The sequence below is a fragment of the Pontibacter sp. LHS2 genome (assembly GCF_058932845.1).
This window is the reverse complement of the sequence record NZ_JBZYWG010000002.1, coordinates 772,306-790,392: the sequence shown is the minus strand read 5'-3', so window position 1 is coordinate 790,392 and position 18,087 is coordinate 772,306. Positions and strand designations below refer to the sequence as shown.

The 18,087-nt window shown below is 50.7% G+C and carries 17 protein-coding genes; 4 read left to right on the top strand and 13 right to left on the bottom strand.

Features of this window, described 5'->3' with window-relative positions:
- Positions 1 to 185 precede the first annotated feature (185 nt).
- Positions 186 to 2,516: a S46 family peptidase gene (locus AC5FX6_RS12040; RefSeq protein WP_493597301.1), complete on the bottom strand. Its 2,331-nt coding sequence runs from the start codon at positions 2,514 to 2,516 to the stop codon at positions 186 to 188.
- Between the two features lie 97 nt (positions 2,517 to 2,613).
- Between AC5FX6_RS12040 and yidD the strand changes: the two genes are divergently transcribed.
- A complete protein-coding gene (gene yidD / locus AC5FX6_RS12035) occupies positions 2,614 to 2,835 on the top strand; it encodes a membrane protein insertion efficiency factor YidD (protein ID WP_493597300.1) in 222 nt (73 codons plus the stop codon).
- 22 nt (positions 2,836 to 2,857) lie between these two features.
- Here yidD and AC5FX6_RS12030 read toward each other — a convergent pair whose 3' ends face one another.
- From AC5FX6_RS12030 to AC5FX6_RS12005, 6 genes are all read right to left on the bottom strand, one after another.
- Positions 2,858 to 3,346 carry a DUF2231 domain-containing protein gene (locus tag AC5FX6_RS12030; protein WP_493597299.1) on the bottom strand — a complete coding sequence of 163 codons (489 nt, stop codon included), beginning with the start codon at positions 3,344 to 3,346 and terminating at the stop codon, positions 2,858 to 2,860.
- Between the two features lie 8 nt (positions 3,347 to 3,354).
- Complete coding sequence (locus AC5FX6_RS12025; RefSeq protein ID WP_493597298.1) at positions 3,355 to 3,675, bottom strand: hypothetical protein; 321 nt, start codon at positions 3,673 to 3,675, stop codon at positions 3,355 to 3,357.
- A 69-nt stretch (positions 3,676 to 3,744) separates the two neighbouring features.
- Positions 3,745 to 6,156, bottom strand: coding sequence for a TonB-dependent receptor domain-containing protein (locus AC5FX6_RS12020; protein WP_493597297.1), 2,412 nt, complete (start codon positions 6,154 to 6,156; stop codon positions 3,745 to 3,747).
- Between the two features lie 2 nt (positions 6,157 to 6,158).
- Positions 6,159 to 7,541 (bottom strand): HTTM domain-containing protein, encoded by a 1,383-nt coding sequence (locus AC5FX6_RS12015; protein ID WP_493597296.1) that lies wholly within the window; start codon positions 7,539 to 7,541, stop codon positions 6,159 to 6,161.
- An 11-nt stretch (positions 7,542 to 7,552) separates the two neighbouring features.
- Entirely contained in the window at positions 7,553 to 8,671 is a 1,119-nt protein-coding gene (locus tag AC5FX6_RS12010) for an imelysin family protein (protein WP_493597295.1), read from the bottom strand.
- Positions 8,672 to 8,762: 91 nt separating this feature from the next.
- Positions 8,763 to 9,866, bottom strand: coding sequence for a DUF4856 domain-containing protein (locus AC5FX6_RS12005; protein WP_493597294.1), 1,104 nt, complete (start codon positions 9,864 to 9,866; stop codon positions 8,763 to 8,765).
- 417 nt (positions 9,867 to 10,283) lie between these two features.
- Between AC5FX6_RS12005 and AC5FX6_RS12000 the strand changes: the two genes are divergently transcribed.
- A complete protein-coding gene (locus tag AC5FX6_RS12000) occupies positions 10,284 to 10,631 on the top strand; it encodes a hypothetical protein (protein WP_493597293.1) in 348 nt (115 codons plus the stop codon).
- A gap of 21 nt (positions 10,632 to 10,652) precedes the next feature.
- Here the strand turns inward: AC5FX6_RS12000 and AC5FX6_RS11995 are convergent, their stop codons facing one another.
- The 5 genes from AC5FX6_RS11995 to AC5FX6_RS11975 form a co-directional block, all read right to left on the bottom strand.
- Positions 10,653 to 11,243, bottom strand: a complete 591-nt coding sequence (locus tag AC5FX6_RS11995; protein WP_493597292.1) for a flavodoxin family protein — start codon at positions 11,241 to 11,243, stop codon at positions 10,653 to 10,655.
- A 70-nt stretch (positions 11,244 to 11,313) separates the two neighbouring features.
- On the bottom strand, positions 11,314 to 12,279 hold the full coding sequence (locus tag AC5FX6_RS11990; RefSeq protein ID WP_493597291.1) for an NmrA/HSCARG family protein: 966 nt from the start codon (positions 12,277 to 12,279) through the stop codon (positions 11,314 to 11,316).
- Positions 12,280 to 12,546: 267 nt separating this feature from the next.
- The gene (locus AC5FX6_RS11985; protein ID WP_493597290.1) at positions 12,547 to 12,978 is read right to left on the bottom strand and encodes a GNAT family N-acetyltransferase; all 432 of its coding nucleotides are present in this window, start codon (positions 12,976 to 12,978) and stop codon (positions 12,547 to 12,549) included.
- A complete protein-coding gene (locus AC5FX6_RS11980) occupies positions 12,978 to 14,393 on the bottom strand; it encodes an alpha/beta hydrolase (RefSeq protein ID WP_493597289.1) in 1,416 nt (471 codons plus the stop codon). The genes AC5FX6_RS11985 and AC5FX6_RS11980 overlap by 1 nt, the downstream gene beginning before the upstream one ends.
- A 31-nt stretch (positions 14,394 to 14,424) precedes the next feature.
- A complete protein-coding gene (locus AC5FX6_RS11975; RefSeq protein ID WP_493597288.1) occupies positions 14,425 to 14,709 on the bottom strand; it encodes an autorepressor SdpR family transcription factor in 285 nt (94 codons plus the stop codon).
- A 133-nt stretch (positions 14,710 to 14,842) separates the two neighbouring features.
- Here AC5FX6_RS11975 and AC5FX6_RS11970 point away from each other — a divergent pair, with 133 nt between their 5' ends.
- Together AC5FX6_RS11970 and AC5FX6_RS11965 are read left to right on the top strand one after the other, a co-directional pair.
- Entirely contained in the window at positions 14,843 to 15,868 is a 1,026-nt protein-coding gene (locus AC5FX6_RS11970) for an AraC family transcriptional regulator (RefSeq protein ID WP_493597287.1), read from the top strand.
- Between the two features lie 87 nt (positions 15,869 to 15,955).
- On the top strand, positions 15,956 to 16,885 hold the full coding sequence (locus AC5FX6_RS11965; RefSeq protein ID WP_493597286.1) for a DUF1684 domain-containing protein: 930 nt from the start codon (positions 15,956 to 15,958) through the stop codon (positions 16,883 to 16,885).
- Here AC5FX6_RS11965 and AC5FX6_RS11960 read toward each other — a convergent pair.
- A complete protein-coding gene (locus AC5FX6_RS11960) occupies positions 16,882 to 17,877 on the bottom strand; it encodes an NAD-dependent epimerase/dehydratase family protein (RefSeq protein WP_493597285.1) in 996 nt (331 codons plus the stop codon). The genes AC5FX6_RS11965 and AC5FX6_RS11960 overlap by 4 nt on opposite strands.
- Between the last annotated feature and the right edge of the window lie 210 nt (positions 17,878 to 18,087).

The window sequence follows — 18,087 nt, the reverse complement described above, 5'->3', positions numbered from 1 at the left end:
TTGATATACCTTGGGGTGTGTGATTGTGGTAGCAAATCTAAAGTTGAATGAATTGATATTATCAATCCTGAAAATCCATGGGGCAGAGGCCTCTTTTTAATCCTGCAAATCCTGATTCGGATAAACAAAAAGGCGCTGAGGAATACCCCAGCGCCTTTGCTTTATTCAGTTTAGAAAGACTCAGCTTAGTTTTTCACTTCTACTGTCGCAGACTTTTTGCCGTCTTTCTTCTTTACTTTTACTGACTTCTTACCAGCGGCCAGATCAGCTTTCGCTTCTTCGATGGCAGCGTTAAGAAGTTGAGTAGAGCCGTTGTTGCTAGCAGCACCAGCAGCTACGCCAGTGTCAGCTGGGCCTGGGCTGTTAGTATTTACGATCGTCATCTCGTTGATCAGGTTAGAAGCACCTGCGTACTTATCCACCATGAACAGCACATAGTTGGCGCTCACGTTGATGCAACGCTTGTAATCCGGGTCGTACACCAAGTCACCTGTCATGGCTTCCCAGTTGCCGTCGAAGGCCAGACCGATCAGCTCACCTTTGCCATTGATCACCGGAGAACCAGAGTTACCACCTGTGATGTCATTGTCGGTGATGAAGTTCACGATCAGCTCGCCGTCCTTGTTAGCATAGCGACCATAGTCTTTAGCTTCGTACAACTGCTTCAGTTTTGCCGGCACGATGAACTCCTCGTTGTTCGGGTCTTCTTTCTGCATTACACCTTCCAAAGTAGTAAAGGTATCATACGTCACGCCATCGTGAGGCTGGTAGTTCTTCACTGAACCATAGCTCAGACGGATAGTAGAGTTAGCATCCGGATAGTATACCTTGTCCGGGTTCATTTGACGCAGACCAGCTACATACAGACGATTCGCACGAGCCAGCTTGGCATTGCTTTCACCCAACTTAGGGGCGATGTTCTGCTGATAATGCTCCATGATAGAGTTTACCAGGGAGAAAGCCGGGTCGTTAGCCAGCTGCTTCTGCGTCGGGTTGTTCAGGAACTGGTCTACCTTCTGCTTGTTCACCACAAAAGAGTTGCTGTACACATGGTCAGCCAGTTTATTGAAGTCGCCTTTATACTTCGCTACCATTTGTTTGAAAGCCTCTGGCTGCTGGTCTTTGGCGATGTCTTCGTGGTAGAACTTCATCATAGCGGCAAACACTTTCTTGTCTGTAGCCATGTTGTAGTCTTTGAAGAAAGCATCAGCTCTTGGCTTCAGGTCTTCAGCCGCTTTTTTAGCAGCGTCAGCGTTGCCTGATTTCAATGCATTGAAAACTGGCGTCATGCGGTAAGCGAACAGCAGAGCTTCTGTGCCCAGTACCGCTTCGTTCAGGTATACAGAACCAAGATTATACTTCTCGATCTCTTTGTAGGCTTCGTTCATGTCGTTCAGGGCGGTGCCGTACATGGCTTTGCGTTCTGCATTGGCGTCAGCCCAAGCCTGGAATTTCTTCTCATCGGCACGCTTGCCTTCTACCGTCTTCATGCGCTTGATGCCTTCATTCTGGCCGATAGAGTACTTATAGTAGTTGGCAGTAGAAGCATACTTAGAGGCATACTGGATGCGGGTTGCATCGCTCTTGTCCATGTCTTCTTTCCACAGGGCCAGCTTCTTATCACGCAGTTTGATACGCGATTTGTTTAGCTGCTCTACATCCAGAACCAGCCCTTCGGAGGTCATGAAACGCTTCGTACGGCCCGGGAAACCGAATACCATCGCGAAGTCGTCCTGCTCCACACCGCCGATATTGATTGGGAGGTGGTGCTTTGGCTTGTAAGGTACGTTGTTCGCAGCGTAAGCAGCTGGCTTGCCGTCTGGCGCCATGTATACGCGGAACATTGCGAAGTCGCCTGTGTGGCGTGGCCACATCCAGTTGTCGGTGTCGCCACCAAACTTACCAACGGCAGATGGAGGCGTACCAACCAAGCGCACGTCGTTGAAGCGCTCGTACACGAACAGGTAGTACTCGTTGCCGTTGAAGAAGTCGCGCACGTACGTCACATACTGACCGTTGTCGCTGGCTTCTTTGGCGATAGCCTGCGCACGCTGCGAAGCAAGCTGCAGACGCTCTTTCTCCGGCATGTTGTTATCAATGCCTTCCAGCACTTTGCCAGTTACGTCGTCCATACGTACCAGGATGTCCACGAACAGGCCTTCATTTGGAAGCTCCTGCTTGCGGTCCATGGCCCAGAAGCCGTTGGTCAAATAGTCTTTTTCAGGAGTAGAGTGCGACTGGATCTGGCCGTAACCGCAGTGGTGGTTGGTCAGCAATAGGCCTTCAGGGGAAATGAACTCACCCGTGCAGAAGCCACCGAACTGCACAATGGCGTCCTTGAGGCTGGAGTTGTTCACGTTGTAGATTTCTTCGGCAGTCAGCTGCAAGCCTTTTTTCTGCATGTCAGCGTGGTTCAGGCGCTTGATCAGCATCGGCAGCCACATACCTTCGTCTGCTTTGGCGAAGGGCACGCAAAGCGAGACTAAAAGAAGGAGTGAAAGGATTCTTTTTAACATGAATTTTTGTTTAGATTAGTTAAACTGTGACAAATTTATTTAAAAATTGCGTTACCTAACAGTTGTTCGGCAAATAAAAGCACACTAAAACCGTACCATGACCTGGCTTTTCAAAAAATTACTGTTGGCCCTTATCTGGGTTTACCGCAATATGATCTCTCCCTTAAAGCCAGCTACTTGCCGTTACACGCCTACCTGTTCCGCCTATGCCCTTGGTGCCGTAAACAAGCATGGCCCTTTTAAAGGAGGATGGTTGGCGCTTAAGCGAATTGGCCGGTGCCACCCCTGGGGCGGGAGTGGCTATGACCCGGTACCGTGAAAAAATGTTAAGTCAGAAAAGATTAGTATCCCGCACAATCGGAGGCAGGCACGTTGACACCGCCAGCCTGCTCGTATACCACTTGCGCCCCCAGATGACTGGCGTAGATAAGGTAAGCTGAGCCTGCGAGCATAAGGAGAAGCGTGAGCAGGCGCAGTGCTTTCAGGTATACCTTAATTAAGTTTAATGAAAGGAGCAGTTGCAGGGCTACAGCCGCTGTAAAGAGCCAAGCCAGGTTAAGGGAGGCTGATTCGTGGCGTTTCAGCACGGTGGGGTCGCAGATCTTTCGTGCCACGATGCCCTCTGCCATATCGCCGGTATACACGGCTATCCAGACGGTGGCGACACCCACGAAAAGTAATAAGGAACCAACCTTCTGCCAGAAGAGCTGCTGCTCACCTCTTATCACAGCAGCTACCACTTTGGCTACTGTGGCAAACAGCAACAGTGCTATCGGGAAGTGCAGTGAGAGCGGGTGCCAGAGCTCCGTTCGCCAAGAGGTTGGTTCCATTATAAAGGCTATTCCAATATTTTGACGGCGATAGGGTCCAGTCTATTTCCTACCTTCTCTACCTGTACTTCTACGCGGCCACCTTCTTTCAGGTGTTCAAACGGTACTGTCTCACCACCATGTGTCAGGGTCGTGTTCTCTGTGAAGTACAGCTCCAGCATTTTGTCATCATCTGTTTTCACATAGATTTCAGTCTTATCTGCTTCTACTTCGTGTACTACCCCTTGGTAAGTACCAGATTCAACTACATCTGTAGTTTCCTCCCCGCACGAGTAGAAGAAAGGCGCTGCCGCTACAAGGGCAGGTAAGATCAGCTTTTTGAAGTTCATAATTTTTTTGTTTTAAGGTTGGTCAAATATAGGCTAAAATTAATAAGTACCGGCTGATTATACCTGTATTTATAGCTGGAACTGCAACGTCACGTAGTAATTGCGGGCATCTGAAGGGATAATACCCGGCCCTGGGTAGCCCGTAGCGCGGCGCGTGAAGTAGCGGTTGTCGGCCAGGTTGTTGATGCCGGACTCCAGCGTGAAACGCTTATAGGTATAGCTACCCGACAGGTCCATTACCCAGTAGGCAGGGATGACTCCCACCACCGCGGTTGGCTCCAGCACAGAGTTTGGCGCATCGGTATACTGCTTTGCAGTATAGGCATACTGGTAAGCTAGTTTAAAACTGTTGCGCTTAAAGGAGAGACCCGTTTTGGCGATGACTGCCGGGGCTAGTTCCACCTTTTTACCATCAATATCTTTCTGGGGGCTGCTATACCTGGTGTTTACCAAGGTTACATTAGAGAAAACTGAAAGGCTGGTCGGGTGGTCATGGCCATAATACAGCTTCAGTAAGTCAGCCTCTGCAAAGGTCTCTATGCCAAGGTTGCGCGAGTCCCCTACGTTTGTCCGGATGCGGTTGGTAGTACCTTCTATATTCTGAAAATTAATGCGGTCCTGGTAAGCCAGGTAAAAGAGGCTGGCGTCATAGTTTAGTACCCCGCTCACATTGCCCCTAAAGCCCAGGTCGGCGCTGTAGCCCGATTCGTCTTTCAGGTTCTGGTCCACAAACTGGTTCGGGTTGATCACACGCATGTCATTGAAGTTGATGGCGCGGTAGTTCTGTGAAAAGTTGCCGTATACCTCCATTTGCTCAGAAGGTTTGTAGCTCAGCCCAACGCCCATCAACAATACATTGCGCGTATTCTTTCGCTCTTCCGGTACTATAGCATCATAGATGATATTGCCCGCCTGGTCGGCCATTACATTTCGATAGCTTCCTTCAGCATTGGTATTGATCCATTCATAGCGCACCCCTGGGGTAATACTCAGCTTAGGCGTGATATTGAAGATGTTCTCCGCAAACAGGGCGGCATTGCGGCTCAGGTAATCGTAGTTAGATGCGTTCGGAGCTCCCGTCTCAGAATAGAAGCGGAAGTCTGCGTCTGATCCTGTGGAACCGTCACCCTGCTGCTGGTCGGTAAAGCCACGGTAGTAGCGGGCACCGACCAGTAACGTCGAGAAAGATTTTCCCAGATCATAGCGGTGGATCAGGCGTGTTTCGTTTCCAAAATTGTTGAACTGATCCTGCAACAGCAGACGCGGTTGTGTGATGTCGTCCGGTCGGTTGATCTTGCCCATGAAGCCCAGCGCATCGCGCTGGGCCAGCAGTCCGAAATTGCGCACGTTAATCTTGGTGCGGTCGCTCACGCGGTAGTCCAAGGTCAGGGCCAGCAGGTTCCAGTTCACCTTAAACCAGTTGCGGTCGCGCACCGACTGGCGCGCATTCTGGTTGAAATCTATGTCTCTCAGTCCGCCCGGCTGCTGCGCCAGGTAGTCCATGTAGGTATAGTTGAAGCCCAGTTCCAGCCTGTTGTTTGGTTTGTAGTGCACGGAGCCAAAGGCAGTGTGGGCGTCAAAGCCCGAGTTCTCGCGCCAGCCGTCGCCGCGCTTGTACTGGTAGAAGCCGTAGTAGTGGAACTTGCCTTTGGTGCCGCCAATGCTGTTGAAGGTGTTCAGGAAACCCCATGACCCTACAGTCTGGCGACTGGTCAGCTCAAACGGCTTGTCTTCCGGACCTTCTTTCATCGCAAAGTTGATCATACCGCCGAACTGAGTGCCATATTGCAGCGATGCCGCGCCGCGCACCACTTCAATGCGGTCCAGCGCTTCAGTCGGTGGAGTATAGTAACTCTCTGGATAACCGAGGGCATCGGCGGAAATATCGTAGCCGTTCTGGCGGGTGTTGAAGTTAGAGGTACGGTTCGGGCTCAGGCCACGTCCTCCTATACCTAGCTGCAGGCCGGCTCCGTCGCTCTCCCAAATGTTGAGACCGGCCACTTTGGCAAATACCTGACGGCTGTTGTTGGTAGCCTTATTGGCTGTGATGTCATTCAACACCACGACCTCGCTTTTTTTGCCTTCATAGATGGCAGTACCCTCTACAGAGTTCAAGCGGGTGATGCCGAAGGTCTTTTCGCGTTCTCCTTTCACATTGACTTCCCGCAGTTTTCCCTCTAAGGGCTTTAATTCGAATTGCACAGTGACATTGGCGTCACTGATGGTCACCTGCTGGGTCTGGCTACCAAGCCCAATGCTATAAGCGGTGAGGGTATAGGTGCCGGCCGGAAGATTTTTGATGAGGAAGTTTCCCTTGGCATCGGCTTTCGTAATGCTGCCGTTGTTCACCAGCAGCACTTCGGCCTCAGGGGCGGCTCCTTTGGTGGCGGCATTCAGAATGGTGCCACCAATATGATAGGTCTGGGCCAGCGTAAGTTGCAGACTGCCTAATAGGAATAAGATAGAGAGCGTAAAGCGCATAATTATTCTAGCTGCCCCACAGCTTCTGGCTGTAGCGCATTTGGTTCAAAAGGTAAAATCCAGTGCTTGTGCCGGAAGTCATCCGTTGCAGCTGCCAGGTTGAAATTCGGATCAATCAGCAGGCGGCTGCCTCGCCCATTCATGGTGACATATGCTTCGGCACGCACCTCAGGTGCCGCTATGCCTTTGGACTTGAAATCGTCGCGCAGCATGTGGGCAAACTGGAGAAGCATGTCGGGCTGCGTGGCCATCATTTTCTCCTGATTTACTGTCAGATAATCAAGGTTATGGATCTCTGTCTCCTGCCCGGTCTGCGGGTCCCGCACATAGAAGAAGGCCGTACCAGCTTTCTCCATCAGCATCACGCGCCACGAAAAGCGGTAGCCCTGCTCCGTCCAGAACAGCTTGTCAGGGTATAGCAAAAAGCGCCACGGCAGCAGTATCTGTACTAAGAAGTGCAGTGCCAGGAGGCTGAGCAGTATACCCTGTGCCGGTCTGAAAACGGGTGCAAATATCGTGGTTTCGGACGGCTTTACCTTGGCTATACCCCGAAGTATTTTGAGTATCTTTTCATGGAAGCCGGCGGAGAAGAAAATCAGCGTGCTCAGCATCATGATGTAAGGGAACATGCCGATCTGGAAGAGCACCGCTGTAAGTACATGAAACACCACCACCGTCAGGTATGCAAGCGGGCGGCTTTTGCGCCAGCTCAGGAAAAAGGGAATGGTCAGGTCGTAAAAAGCGCCGAACCAGCAGAACACGAAAGCTACCCATACCTCGTCGAGCAAGGGGCCGATCAGGGGCAGGTGCGTGTGGGCCGGCAGCCAGTAGCGCAGCGGCATCGCCTCGAACAGCCAATCGGCGTTCAGCTTGGCCACACCGGCATAAAAGTAAACAAGCCCCAACTGCAGCTGAAAGATCAGCACGGTCCAGCGCGGCACCTGGCTCACCCACAGCTGCGGCCTGCGCAGCACATCCAGGGAAAAGTGGCGGTGCGCCGGCACCAGAATCATTAGCAGCGCCACGATGCTGACAAAGTAATAATGGTTGAGGTAATTGGTTTTGTCGATGAGCTCGACGTAGGTAAAGCTGAGAAAGAAAACCACAGCCGACCAGCGGTAAAACAGCCCGAGCATAACGCCCAGCGCTGAAAAAGCCATTAGGCCAAACAGGATATACATCCCTGTCTCGCCTAATGGCTTTACCCATTCAAATCCATAAAAAGGGAAGTATGCCTTGGGCGCCACATACAAGTCGTGCACCCATCCTTTAGCCATAAAGCGTACAATGCTGCCCAGCATCATCCCGCCAAAGATGATGCGGAAAACTGCCAGCGGAGCGGCAGAGACAGGGGCTGTAAGCCGTGCTTTCAGGTTTTGAAGCATACTATGGTTAATTAGTCGCCGTCGTTGTCTGTGTAAGTAATGGTCACACCCAGTGCAGCGGGCATATCGGTTTTGGTAAGCACGATCAGCTTCTGCAGCTCGTCATATACCTTGGTCACAGCCTGGGGATTGCTGGTAACCGCCTGTGAAAGCGGGGCTGGCACAGCAGCTACTGCGGCAAGGGCAGCATCAAACTGCTGTATGATGGCCGTTGACAGATTCTTGTCGGCATACTTAGCGCCTACATGGTCCAAGTAGTCATCTAGCCCCGGGCCATTTGCGCCTGAAGCTGACTGGCCCATAAAGGTCGCCTTCAGCGCTCGGAGATTATGCTCTAGCAAGGCTAGTGATGTATTGCTGTAGTAGGCCTCTACTCTGTCTGGAATTGCCGTGTTAGCCGAGAACCTGCCCGATGGGATGCCTACCTTGGCGCGTTTTGTCAGGTCTACTTCAAAGTTAAACTGGTTAACCAGGTTGCCAATAGAGCTGCCCACGGCTGTTCCTCCTGTTTCTTTGAAATTTTTGGCCGTATTGCCTGTCGTCCAGGCGGTATGGGTAGCGTCGGCTGCCTCTTTGATCAGGTTAGTGATGTCCTGCAGGTACTTTCTGCGATTGGCAGCGTTAGTAGCGGTTGTGAACCGGTCTACAATAGCTGCATCGCTTGCCTGGCCATACAGCAGGTAGTCCATGGCCGGAAAGCCTTTGGCAGACATATTCGCTGTGGTCTGCAGATTATAACTGCCACTGCTGATGTTGTTTTCTACCTGGTTGGTAGTAGTTGGGTAGATATTCAGGTTGTTGCGTAGCAGCTGTTCATCGGCTGGCCCAAATTCGTAGGCGCTCACTTCCTGCCAGGCCAGGTATGCCTCCTGATACTCTTTGCGGGCATCGGCGAGTGTGGTGGCAGTAGGGCTGGCCGTAAATGCCGTAACAGCAGAAGCCATCTCACCTGCCTCCGTTTTGAATTTCTGGTAACCTGGAATGATCAGGTTGTCGGCATAGTTCGCAAGCATCGCCTGACGATCATACTCAGTTTTAGGACCGGAGTCGCCATCGTTGGAGCCGCAGCCGGACAGTATCCCTAGGCAGGCCAGCGCAGCGGCGAATGTGTAGTTTTTTAGTGCGGTCATGGTATTTAAGCTCAAAAACAGCAGCCAAGGCATTAGGTTGCCATGGCTGCTGTCAGGTTTAAAGGTTATATGCTATAGGGCAGTTCATGCACTACAACTGAGACTTGATGTTGTCCATGTTGTAGGCAGCACTGATGATATTGATGGCTGCGTTTATGTCTGCAGCAGTAGTGTCATAGAAATTAGTACCCAGTTTAGCCATAGCCTCCTGGTGTTGTGCGTCAGTGATCTTGCGGTCAGACTTAAACTTGAGACTTATCAGGAAGCCCATAGCCTCTGAAAGGTAGTGGCTCTTCTTGGCCTGATCGGCAATATGCGTTTTGGCCAGGTTCAACTCCAGAATAGTTGATGCTGCTACGAGCTTCTCCCACTCCGTGCGAATAGTGGCAACTGCCTCATCCTTGCCTTTCATATCCTTCGCAGAAATAGCAGCGCGACCTTTCAGGAAGGCATCCATCATGGCTTTGTTGCTGCCTGTGCTTGGGTTTACCTTGTTGCTGTAGTTGGCCCAGAACTTCAGGTTGTTCAGGTTGGAAGGGAAGTCTGTAGGAGCACCGAAGTAACCAAAGGCTTCATCAAAGTGGTGTTCCATTTTAGTGCCTTCGCCTGTTGTAATAGTTGTGTTGTCTACGGCAGCGCCTATTTTGGATTCAGTCAAATACGACTCTACTGCCTGGAAATAGAACACAGCGCCCATGAGACCTTTCTGGATGATCTGAGCTGGCTCTACGCCTTTGTCATCTACTAAGTATTTTGTGCCTTCAGCAGTGGTCAGAATGCCGGCTACGCCTCTCAGAGCCGGAGTGCCAGCAGAACCAGAAATACTGGCAGTGGCGGCTTTCTCGAAATAGCTGTCAAACAAAGACTGCGCAGATAAGATTGTCTTGTCCTTGAGCTGCTTGCCTGATGTGTTCAGTCTAGCCTCTGAGAAGGGAGCGTTCACATTGGCATACATGTTTTTCATTTTCTGCGCGTCGAGACGTGCGCCATTGTTACCTGTTTTGACATAACCGTCAAGCTCGGTCAGCATGCTGATACGGTCTGTCTGGCCGGAATAGTTTACGTTTTCAAAGTTATAGGTCTGCGGAACAGTATAAGATGGGGAATCATCTTCGTCCTTAGAACAAGAGGAGAAGAGGGCGCATACCGCAAGGCCTGCAATCGTCAGCATTTTAGAGTTTAGTCTGAGGTACATATCAATAATATGTTTATTTAGATTAAATATAAATATGCAGCAAAGCTAATATGGCGTCTATAAATAGGCAAGAGTTATTTAGATTAATTTTAAATAAGAGGCTGGAATGAATCAATACGTAGCAAAAACATTTTTCTGGAAATGTTTTTGCTGAGTGTAAGCATCAAGTATTTATAGAGAAATTCTGCATGAGCTAAAATTCTTCGCACTGAACTATATGGCCTATTCCATCCTGAGTGGTGGCTAACGGCATTTTGTTTGTAGCTATTTAGCTGTCTCTGCGTAGGCTATTTATAGATGTAGTGTAAGGAATAAATGGAGGGGGGCTATTAGCTCTGCTTTAATTTTATTAAACTGCAGTCTGTTCGGCAACTCAGCCACTGCCTAGGTTCATCATATATTTGTCAGCATAGGCCCATGATCATAAAACTAATCGAGCTAAACGGCTCTGTGAAAGCTTCCTTTCCACTTGCTGATATAAAGCATGTTGAAACCCGTACGCTAGAATACTTTGGAGAAAAAACGCATAACCTGTACCTGTACATAGGGGAAGGAAAAGATGAGTACTTCATGCTCCTGACCTATCTGTGCCCCATTAACATGAAGAGGGCTGCAGATAAGCTGCAGGATCTGATTCAGCAGGCGTCGCTTACTGATGCACCTGTTGGAGAGACGGCATTTGAGCTGTATCCGGATGCAACGCCTGTCTTAGACTTGACCGCAGGTATCCCCCATACGATCACATACGGCGCCAGTCTTACTTAATACAGGAGGACAGAGCAAGCCTTACGAAGAGGATTTCGGAAGGTAACGAAGCATCTGTTTGACCATGCTTTCCGCTGTGCTGGCATAGTCCTCCTCATATTTTTTTAAAAGCTCTTCGCGGGTAGGCTTTTCACCTTTAGCCTGTTTTTCCCAAAGCACCGACAATGAGGCGTATGGCGGAAGAACTATTCCGATGGCGTTGTAAAAATTGCTGACGTTGGCGATCACGTGCTGCGCACCATCAGAGTCCCCGGTGATCACGATGCCACCTACTTTACCCTCCAGCTTCGATTTTTTCCCTTCCAGAATTTCGTCATGGAGTTCATCGAGCCGCTCAATTACCCTTTGTATCTCCGATGATTGGTTGTTCCACCAGATTGGCGTAGCGAATACAATAATGTCTGATGAGAGTATCTGCTGTAGTATACCTGGCCAGTCATCACCTTCGCCCATGTCGCTGTAGGTGCCTGCCGGTATTTTGTGGTCAACCAGTTTGATGATGGTGCAGTCGATGTCCTGCTTCTTGAAATAGCCTGCCAGAAATTCAGAAAGAACCTCTGTGTTGGACATCCCTTCTTTTTTGAGTGTTCCGAGTAGTATAATTGCTTTCATACACAGTTAACTCATATCACGGACTAGATGTTTGGTCTTATTGAAATCACGACTCCAGCTTTTGCCCAGCTTATGAAGCCGATTCTTGCTCCAATGGAATACGTTTGGCGTTTTCAGCCAGCCACTCACCAAATGACTTTAGCTCAGGATTAAGTTCTTTTGAAAAACTAACATCACGAACCTGGTTGCATACTTCCTCAAAGTCACGGTAGAACTGGAACATGTTACCCAGATCATCGGCTCCAGGGAAGCCGAAGTTGCGGAAGGTCTCAGGTGATATGCTGTTATAGATGACTTCCTGTCCAAGTGCCTTTGTAAATGCGTCTGCCATCTCCTGGCCTGTCAGGTGCTCACCTGCGACACCTACAGTTTTGCCTATCATGTTGTCTCCTCTTTTAAAAATGCCATAGACGCATTTGCCGATGTCCTCGGCTGCTATACCTGCCATTTTCTTGTCACCGATGGGCAGTGTCAGGTATAGCTTGCCGTCTTCCCCTCTTTTAGGACCTAAGCCGAAATACACAAAATTGTCCCAGTAGAAGGATGCTCTTAAAAAAGTGGTGGGCACGCTCAGATCTGTGAAGAAATGATCGGCTTCGCCTTTTGCGTCAAAGTGCGGTACCTTGTATTTCCCCTGCAGCGTTGGCATACGGTCATCATTGAGCGGTACCCATTGGCGGGTATCTTCCAGGGTAGACCAGATCACATGCTGCAGTCCGGCTTCTTTGGCCGCCTCCGCCATACTTTTGGCCTCATCATACTCCTTTTCGGGGGAGAAATGTGCCCAGAAGAATGTAACAAAATAGGCGCCATAAGCACCATCCAATGCCCGTTTCATACTCTCCTTATCATCGATGTCTGCGGCTACCACCTCGGCTCCCATATCGGCCAGGGCTTTGGCTTTAGCTGAGTCAGGATCTCTGGTTACAGCACGTACTGTAAACTCGCTGCCGCTGTCCTGCAATATAGCACGTGCAACTCCGCCTCCCTGAGCTCCTGTTGCACCAAATACAGTGATGATCTTTTTTGAAGACATGATTTATTGTATTATGATTGGTGATTTTTATACTTACGCAAGTTTTTGCGTGTAGGTAGGTATGTTGGAAGGATAATACGCAAGTTTTCTACCAGCCGTGTCTGTTCGGTGCGCTAAAAAATGTACCCGGTAAATGGAGGGCAGAAAATTCGTGAAGTTGAGCTTGAATTATGTTGAGATTGAATTATGTTACAACCAGCTCAGGCCGGACCTGCGGGATATAGCTAAACTCCTCGGGCTCCGGGATAATAAATCAGGCAAAACTGTTCAGAGAATGAAGTCGAATACTTTTTGCTCCTTGCTTTCAGTGAAACCGGCCTGCAGGTAGAACTTGTGGGTATCAAGTCGTTTTGTATGGCAGCGCACCTTAAGCTTGCCAACGGATTTTTCAGTGGCCCATACCTTTACCTGCTCTACCAACTGCTGGCCTATACCTTGTCGTCGGAAGTCTGCATCCACCACTAGGCCCCCGATCTCTATAAAAGGAGCGGACTCCAGGCGAAAGGTGTAAAAAGCATGAATCCACCCGACAACCTGATTGCCCGAAAGTGCCACAAATCCGCAGTGGTCTCGCTGAACCAGTACCTGAGCTACCCTCTGTTGCATGTCCTCGGCTGACACGGTGTAGCCGAATTGCATTGAAAGCTGTGCTAGCATCACTGCATCCGCTGGCACTATTTCTCGGAGGGTCACGTGCATTACTTAACGATCCCTTTCATCCATGCGCTAATCGTTTCCAACGCCACGGGTGCCATGGTCTCTTCTATGCTGGCATACTCGGTGTGGAGGCCGGTGTCAGCGGTCTGGAAGATATGGTTGAGGCCCGGTAATTCTTTGATCGTGTAGCGCTTGTTGCCAGCCGCTTTTAAGGCTTTTTCAGTGGCGGCCAGGTTTGTGGCAGCAGGTACCTGCAGGTCTTTGCTGCCGTTGAGGGCAAGCACGGGCATTTTCAATTGCTGTAGGGTAGGAGCCGGGTCATAAGCCAGGTAGTAGCGGAACCAGGGGCTGCTGAGCTGGGCAACCATCAGGTCTTCCCCCTGCTGCGTCAAGCCGATTTGCTGCTTCTCTGCTTCTGTCATCGTGGCTTTCGCCTCCCGCTCCAGTGTCCGGACCTGTTGGGACGCTTCAAACAGGTCGGCTTCGCTTGTAGCGATTTTAAACTGAGCCTCTCTGAGCTTTAGCAGCTTTTGCAGCGTCGCGTCAGGTATACCGCTTGCCTTATAAATTGCCTCGTTCTGTTGCAGGATCAGTTCGGTGCCCGGTACTGCGTTACCGGCCATCAGCACCACAAAGGCCACATCTTTGTTAGCCGCAGCAACACTGCTCGCAATCAGGGCGCCCTCGCTTATACCTAACAGGCCTATTTTCTTCGGGTTCACCAGTTGGTGTGTTTTCAGGAAGGTATAGGCCGCCTGCGCATCCGAGGTAAGGTCCTGGGTAGTGGCCATGGTGGGGTTACCGCCCGACTTGCCGGCGCCACGGTCATCGAGGCGCAGCACAGCAAAGCCCTGACGGGTCAGGTGGTCAGCCAGCACCAGAAAAGGCTTATGACCCAACAGCGTCATATCGCGGTCCTGTGCGCCGGACCCTGTAAACAGGATAACAGCCGGGTGCTTCCCCTTGCCGGCAGGGATAGTCAGAGTGCCTGCCAGTTTGATACCTGCCGCTTTGTTCTCAACTGTTACTTCCTGCTCCTTATAAGGGTAAGGCTTCGTGGGCGTCTGCGGGCGGCGCACTTCGGCCACTGTTCCTTTAGTCAAGGCTAGTGGAAAGGCCATACCACTTTGGTTCCAGTTTCCCTCTATGGACTCCGGGCCGGTTCGTTTGCCAGCATACTCGATGCCGCCTGTAGGTATACGCAGGTATAAACTGTCCTGTATGAGTCTGGCTTCAGGTATAGCCATTCCTTTGACGCCCTGCAGCGGTATGTCCATGGTGGCGGTGAGTTGTCCGTTCTCTGAGCTGCTCAAATGAAAAACAATTGTGATCTTGTTACCGCCCGCCTCCAGGGTGCCGTTCCAGCTACCCTCAAGCTGTCCAAGGGTGGTTGGCTGAGCAATGGCAGCGCCACCGCATAGTAGTGATAGGCAAAGGGTGAGGAAGAATTTGTTCATGCTATACCTGATTAGATTGACGAAGTCCTTTTTATGATTCAATTGCTTGGTTAACTCTGCTGTCTCCTTTAAGTGTAATGATCCATTTCATTAGGTCGTCGAGCACCGTGGTATTCAGCGAGTAGAGGACAAACTGCCCTTGCTTCTGAGAGGTAACCAGTTCTGCCTGGCTCAGTATATCGAGGTGATGCGAAATACTGGGCTTGGTGATGTGAAAAGCCTCCGCAATGTCGCCAGCCGTCAAATCCTTCTTCTTTAGCAGGTTGAGAATCTCTCTTCGGGTTTGGTCATTTAGTGCCTTGAATACTTTGTTCACTGTCTTGTTAGGTATTTAGTTAAATATCTAAATACCTAAATGAAAATGCAAAATTTTAGATCAATAATTATTGCTTTAGTTGTGTCCTACCTGTTTAGGATATTGTGTAACTTCGGTTCTTAGAATAGAAACTATGTCAGCAACTGACCATACCTTAAGTGCTAGTTCTGTCAACCTGATACTGCATGTACTTAGGCTGCAAGGGCAGAATGTAGAGGTCTTGCTTGCCGCGGCAGGTATAGAACCGGAACAGCTGCAGGATGTGCACGGTCGCATCACCATTGCCCAGATGGTGGACCTCTGGCAGGCGGCAGTGAATGCCACTGCCAACCCTGACCTGGCCCTGCATGTGGGTGAGGCACTAAATCCTACCTCAGCAGGTATAATCGCCTATGTCATGATGAACGCACCAACCCTGCACGACTCGCTGCGAAAGCTCTGCAAGTACCAGGATATTGTGTGTGAAGGTATACGGACCAGTCTGCAGGTGCGGGGACAGGAGGCACATGTGCTGCTGGAAGTTGTGAGCCCGGCGCTGCACCAGCCCCGGTATGCGATTGACAGCGAAATGGTGATCTACAAAAATGCCTTTGAGGCGCTAATCGGGCAGGAGCTGCCCCTCCATAAAGTCATGTTTGCCTATCCGCAGCCTGACAGCATTCAGGAGCACCACCGCTTGTTTGGAAGTACTACAGTGCTGGAGTTCGGGACCGTCTACAGTGGTTTTGTATTCGATGCGAAGTGGCTGCAGCAGCCGGTGGTGAGTGCTAATCCTGAACTTAACCTGCTCTTTGAGCAATATGCAAACGAATATCTGCAGCGGCTAAAGGAACCCCGCTCGCTGACAGAGCGTGTGCAGCGTGAGCTGGCCCGGCAGCTGAAAGGCGAGGAGCCCAATGTGACTAGCGTAGCCCGTAGTCTGGCCTTGAGTGTGCGCTCGTTGCAGGCGAAGCTGAGTGAAGAGGGGACGACCTACCAGCGGGTACTGGACAGCGTGCGGCAGGAGCTTGCCCAGCAGCACTTAAGGAGCGGGCACCATACCGTAGCAGACGTCGCTTACCTGCTTGGTTTTTCAGAGCCAAGCGCCTTCAGCCGTTCGTTTAAGAAGTGGACCGGATTACCTCCGCAGCTCTATCGGCAAAGCATAGCCGAAGCCTGATTTCCCCTTCAAATTGCCGAAACGCTATGTCTGGCCAATATTTTTTATTAAATTAGCAGAATCGCATATTTTACTCAGCTAACTCCCGTGCTCCGATCACTATCTTTTACTGTTACTGGTTTACTGCTTATCTCTCTATCATTTGTAAGTGGCTGCACTGAGTTTGATCGCTCTGGTAACACTATAACAGTAACAACTCCGGAGTATGTAGCCAGTGTAGACAAGTGGCACCAGGAGCGGGAGGCAATGCTGAAAGCACCGGATGGTTGGCTGACACTAGCCGGATTGTTTTGGTTGCAGGAGGGGGACAATACCTTCGGCAGTGGCCCCGACAACAGCCTGACTTTCCCGGAAGGCAAGATCCCGGGTCGGGCTGGCATCATCAGGCTGCAGGGCGACACGGTGACCACCCGTATCAATCCGGGAGTAGAGGTACTGCAAAAGGGTAAACCTGTTAGTGAGACGCTGCTCTACACCTCCGGGATGGACTCGGTGCCAAAGCTCACGCACGGTTCACTTACCTGGTTTGTGATCAAGCGTGGCCACAGGTATGGCATACGGCTACGCGACCTGCAAAACGATGCGCTGGTGCACTTCAAAGGGATTAAGCGCTTCCCTGTGAAGGCTGATTGGCGTGTGAAGGCTAGCTTTGTTGCACACCCCACCCCGAAGCAGATCGCCATCACCAATATCGTGGGGCAAACCTCCATGATGGAGTCACCAGGCACGCTGATCTTTACCCTGAATGGGCAACAGTATCAGCTGGATGCATTGTGGGAAGGAGAGGAGCTTTTTATCATCTTCGCCGACAAAACCAACGGCATCGAAACTTATGGCGCTGGCCGCTACCTCTACGCTGACAAGCCTGGAGCGGACGGTACTACGGTGCTTGATTTCAACAAAGCCTCCAACCCGCCCTGCGACTTTGTGTCCTATGCGACTTGTCCGCTGCCTCCGCGTCAGAACTTTCTGCCCATCATGATTGAGGCTGGAGAGAAGTCATACGGGGAGTACTAAGCCGCAGGCGAGGCCGATGACTCCCTGACCGGAACACTCTGCTCGTTTCTAAACCAGGCCAGGGTGTCGGCGATGGCTTTTGACATTGGCGTTGGGCTGAAATCGGGCAGGGTCCGATGGAACTTCTCATCGTTCAGCAGAATGGTGTTCTCCCACAGGTAGCCCATTTCGGCGATCTCGCGCATCATGGGCATGAACAGGCCAAGTGTTTTGAACAGCCATTTGCTGTGCAGTTTGTGCTTAGGCTTTTTGCCTGCGGATTCCGCAAGTTGCGTTTGCCATGCTTTTATGCTAGGCACTACCTCGCCACCGTAATTGTATACCTGGTAAGGAAGGTCTGGCTCTATTTGGAGCAATTCATAAAAGACGCGGGCAGCATCCGGTGTGTAGACGAGTTGGTGCGGGATGTCATTGCGGTAAAGCCAGGGCATTGCATCCCCTTGCAGCGCCGCTCTAAAGATCGGAGCTATACCTTCGTTCATGACATTGGGACCCCAGAAGTCCGGCAGGCGCACGATCAGCACGCGGCAAATTCCCTCTTGGGCTGCCTGTGAGAGTTGTTGCTCTAACTTTACACGCAATTCCCCTTTTCGGGTATGCGGTTGCATGGGGGAGTCTTCTTTTATCTCGGGCAGGTTACCGTAGTTGTACACATTGCCCGGAAAAAGGATAGTAGCCTGATTGGCCGCCGCTGCTGCTATCACATGCTGGGTAACACGCTCCATGTTGCCTTGCCACTTGTCGTAGGGGTAGTTAATACCGTGGAAAATATGCGTAGCCTGGCGGCCAAGTTCCAGTAGCAGGCCTTTGTCCTGCGCATCGCCCTGCACAATGGTGAGCCCGGTTTGCTTGCCAAAGAGGCGGGATGCCTTATCACGATCCCGCACCAGAATGGTTACCTGCTCTTGCCGTGCGAGAAGTACCTGAGCAAAAGCGTAACCAATGCTACCCGTTGCACCAAGCACAAGAAAATTTTTATCCAATTTGCTCATTGTGTTAGTGTTAATTGATTTGTTATACTGCAAAGATGGGGTGTTAATCTGCAGGTATACTTGACCGATTCTGCAAAGCGCTTGACAGAAAATGCAAACAATTCGGTGCAAACGGGGTAAAACAAAAGGGAAGTCTGCCGGGGGCTCCCAAGGTAAAGGAACTTATGCGAACATCTGACTGTTAATATATAGTTCCGAGAATATTTAACC

Bases quoted from the DNA above. Each gene is read 5' to 3' on its own strand.
- yidD (WP_493597300.1), top strand. From the start codon at position 2,614: ATGACCTGGCTTTTCAAAAAATTACTGTTGGCCCTTATCTGGGTTTAC.
- AC5FX6_RS11960 (WP_493597285.1), bottom strand. From the start codon at position 17,877: ATGAGCAAATTGGATAAAAATTTTCTTGTGCTTGGTGCAACGGGTAGC.
- AC5FX6_RS12000 (WP_493597293.1), top strand. From the start codon at position 10,284: ATGATCATAAAACTAATCGAGCTAAACGGCTCTGTGAAAGCTTCCTTT.
- AC5FX6_RS11995 (WP_493597292.1), bottom strand. From the start codon at position 11,243: ATGAAAGCAATTATACTACTCGGAACACTCAAAAAAGAAGGGATGTCC.
- AC5FX6_RS12015 (WP_493597296.1), bottom strand. From the start codon at position 7,541: ATGCTTCAAAACCTGAAAGCACGGCTTACAGCCCCTGTCTCTGCCGCT.
- AC5FX6_RS12040 (WP_493597301.1), bottom strand. From the start codon at position 2,516: ATGTTAAAAAGAATCCTTTCACTCCTTCTTTTAGTCTCGCTTTGCGTG.
- AC5FX6_RS12025 (WP_493597298.1), bottom strand. From the start codon at position 3,675: ATGAACTTCAAAAAGCTGATCTTACCTGCCCTTGTAGCGGCAGCGCCT.
- AC5FX6_RS12010 (WP_493597295.1), bottom strand. From the start codon at position 8,671: ATGACCGCACTAAAAAACTACACATTCGCCGCTGCGCTGGCCTGCCTA.
- AC5FX6_RS11990 (WP_493597291.1), bottom strand. From the start codon at position 12,279: ATGTCTTCAAAAAAGATCATCACTGTATTTGGTGCAACAGGAGCTCAG.
- AC5FX6_RS11980 (WP_493597289.1), bottom strand. From the start codon at position 14,393: ATGAACAAATTCTTCCTCACCCTTTGCCTATCACTACTATGCGGTGGC.
- AC5FX6_RS11985 (WP_493597290.1), bottom strand. From the start codon at position 12,978: ATGCACGTGACCCTCCGAGAAATAGTGCCAGCGGATGCAGTGATGCTA.
- AC5FX6_RS12020 (WP_493597297.1), bottom strand. From the start codon at position 6,156: ATGCGCTTTACGCTCTCTATCTTATTCCTATTAGGCAGTCTGCAACTT.
- AC5FX6_RS11970 (WP_493597287.1), top strand. From the start codon at position 14,843: ATGTCAGCAACTGACCATACCTTAAGTGCTAGTTCTGTCAACCTGATA.
- AC5FX6_RS12005 (WP_493597294.1), bottom strand. From the start codon at position 9,866: ATGTACCTCAGACTAAACTCTAAAATGCTGACGATTGCAGGCCTTGCG.
- AC5FX6_RS12030 (WP_493597299.1), bottom strand. From the start codon at position 3,346: ATGGAACCAACCTCTTGGCGAACGGAGCTCTGGCACCCGCTCTCACTG.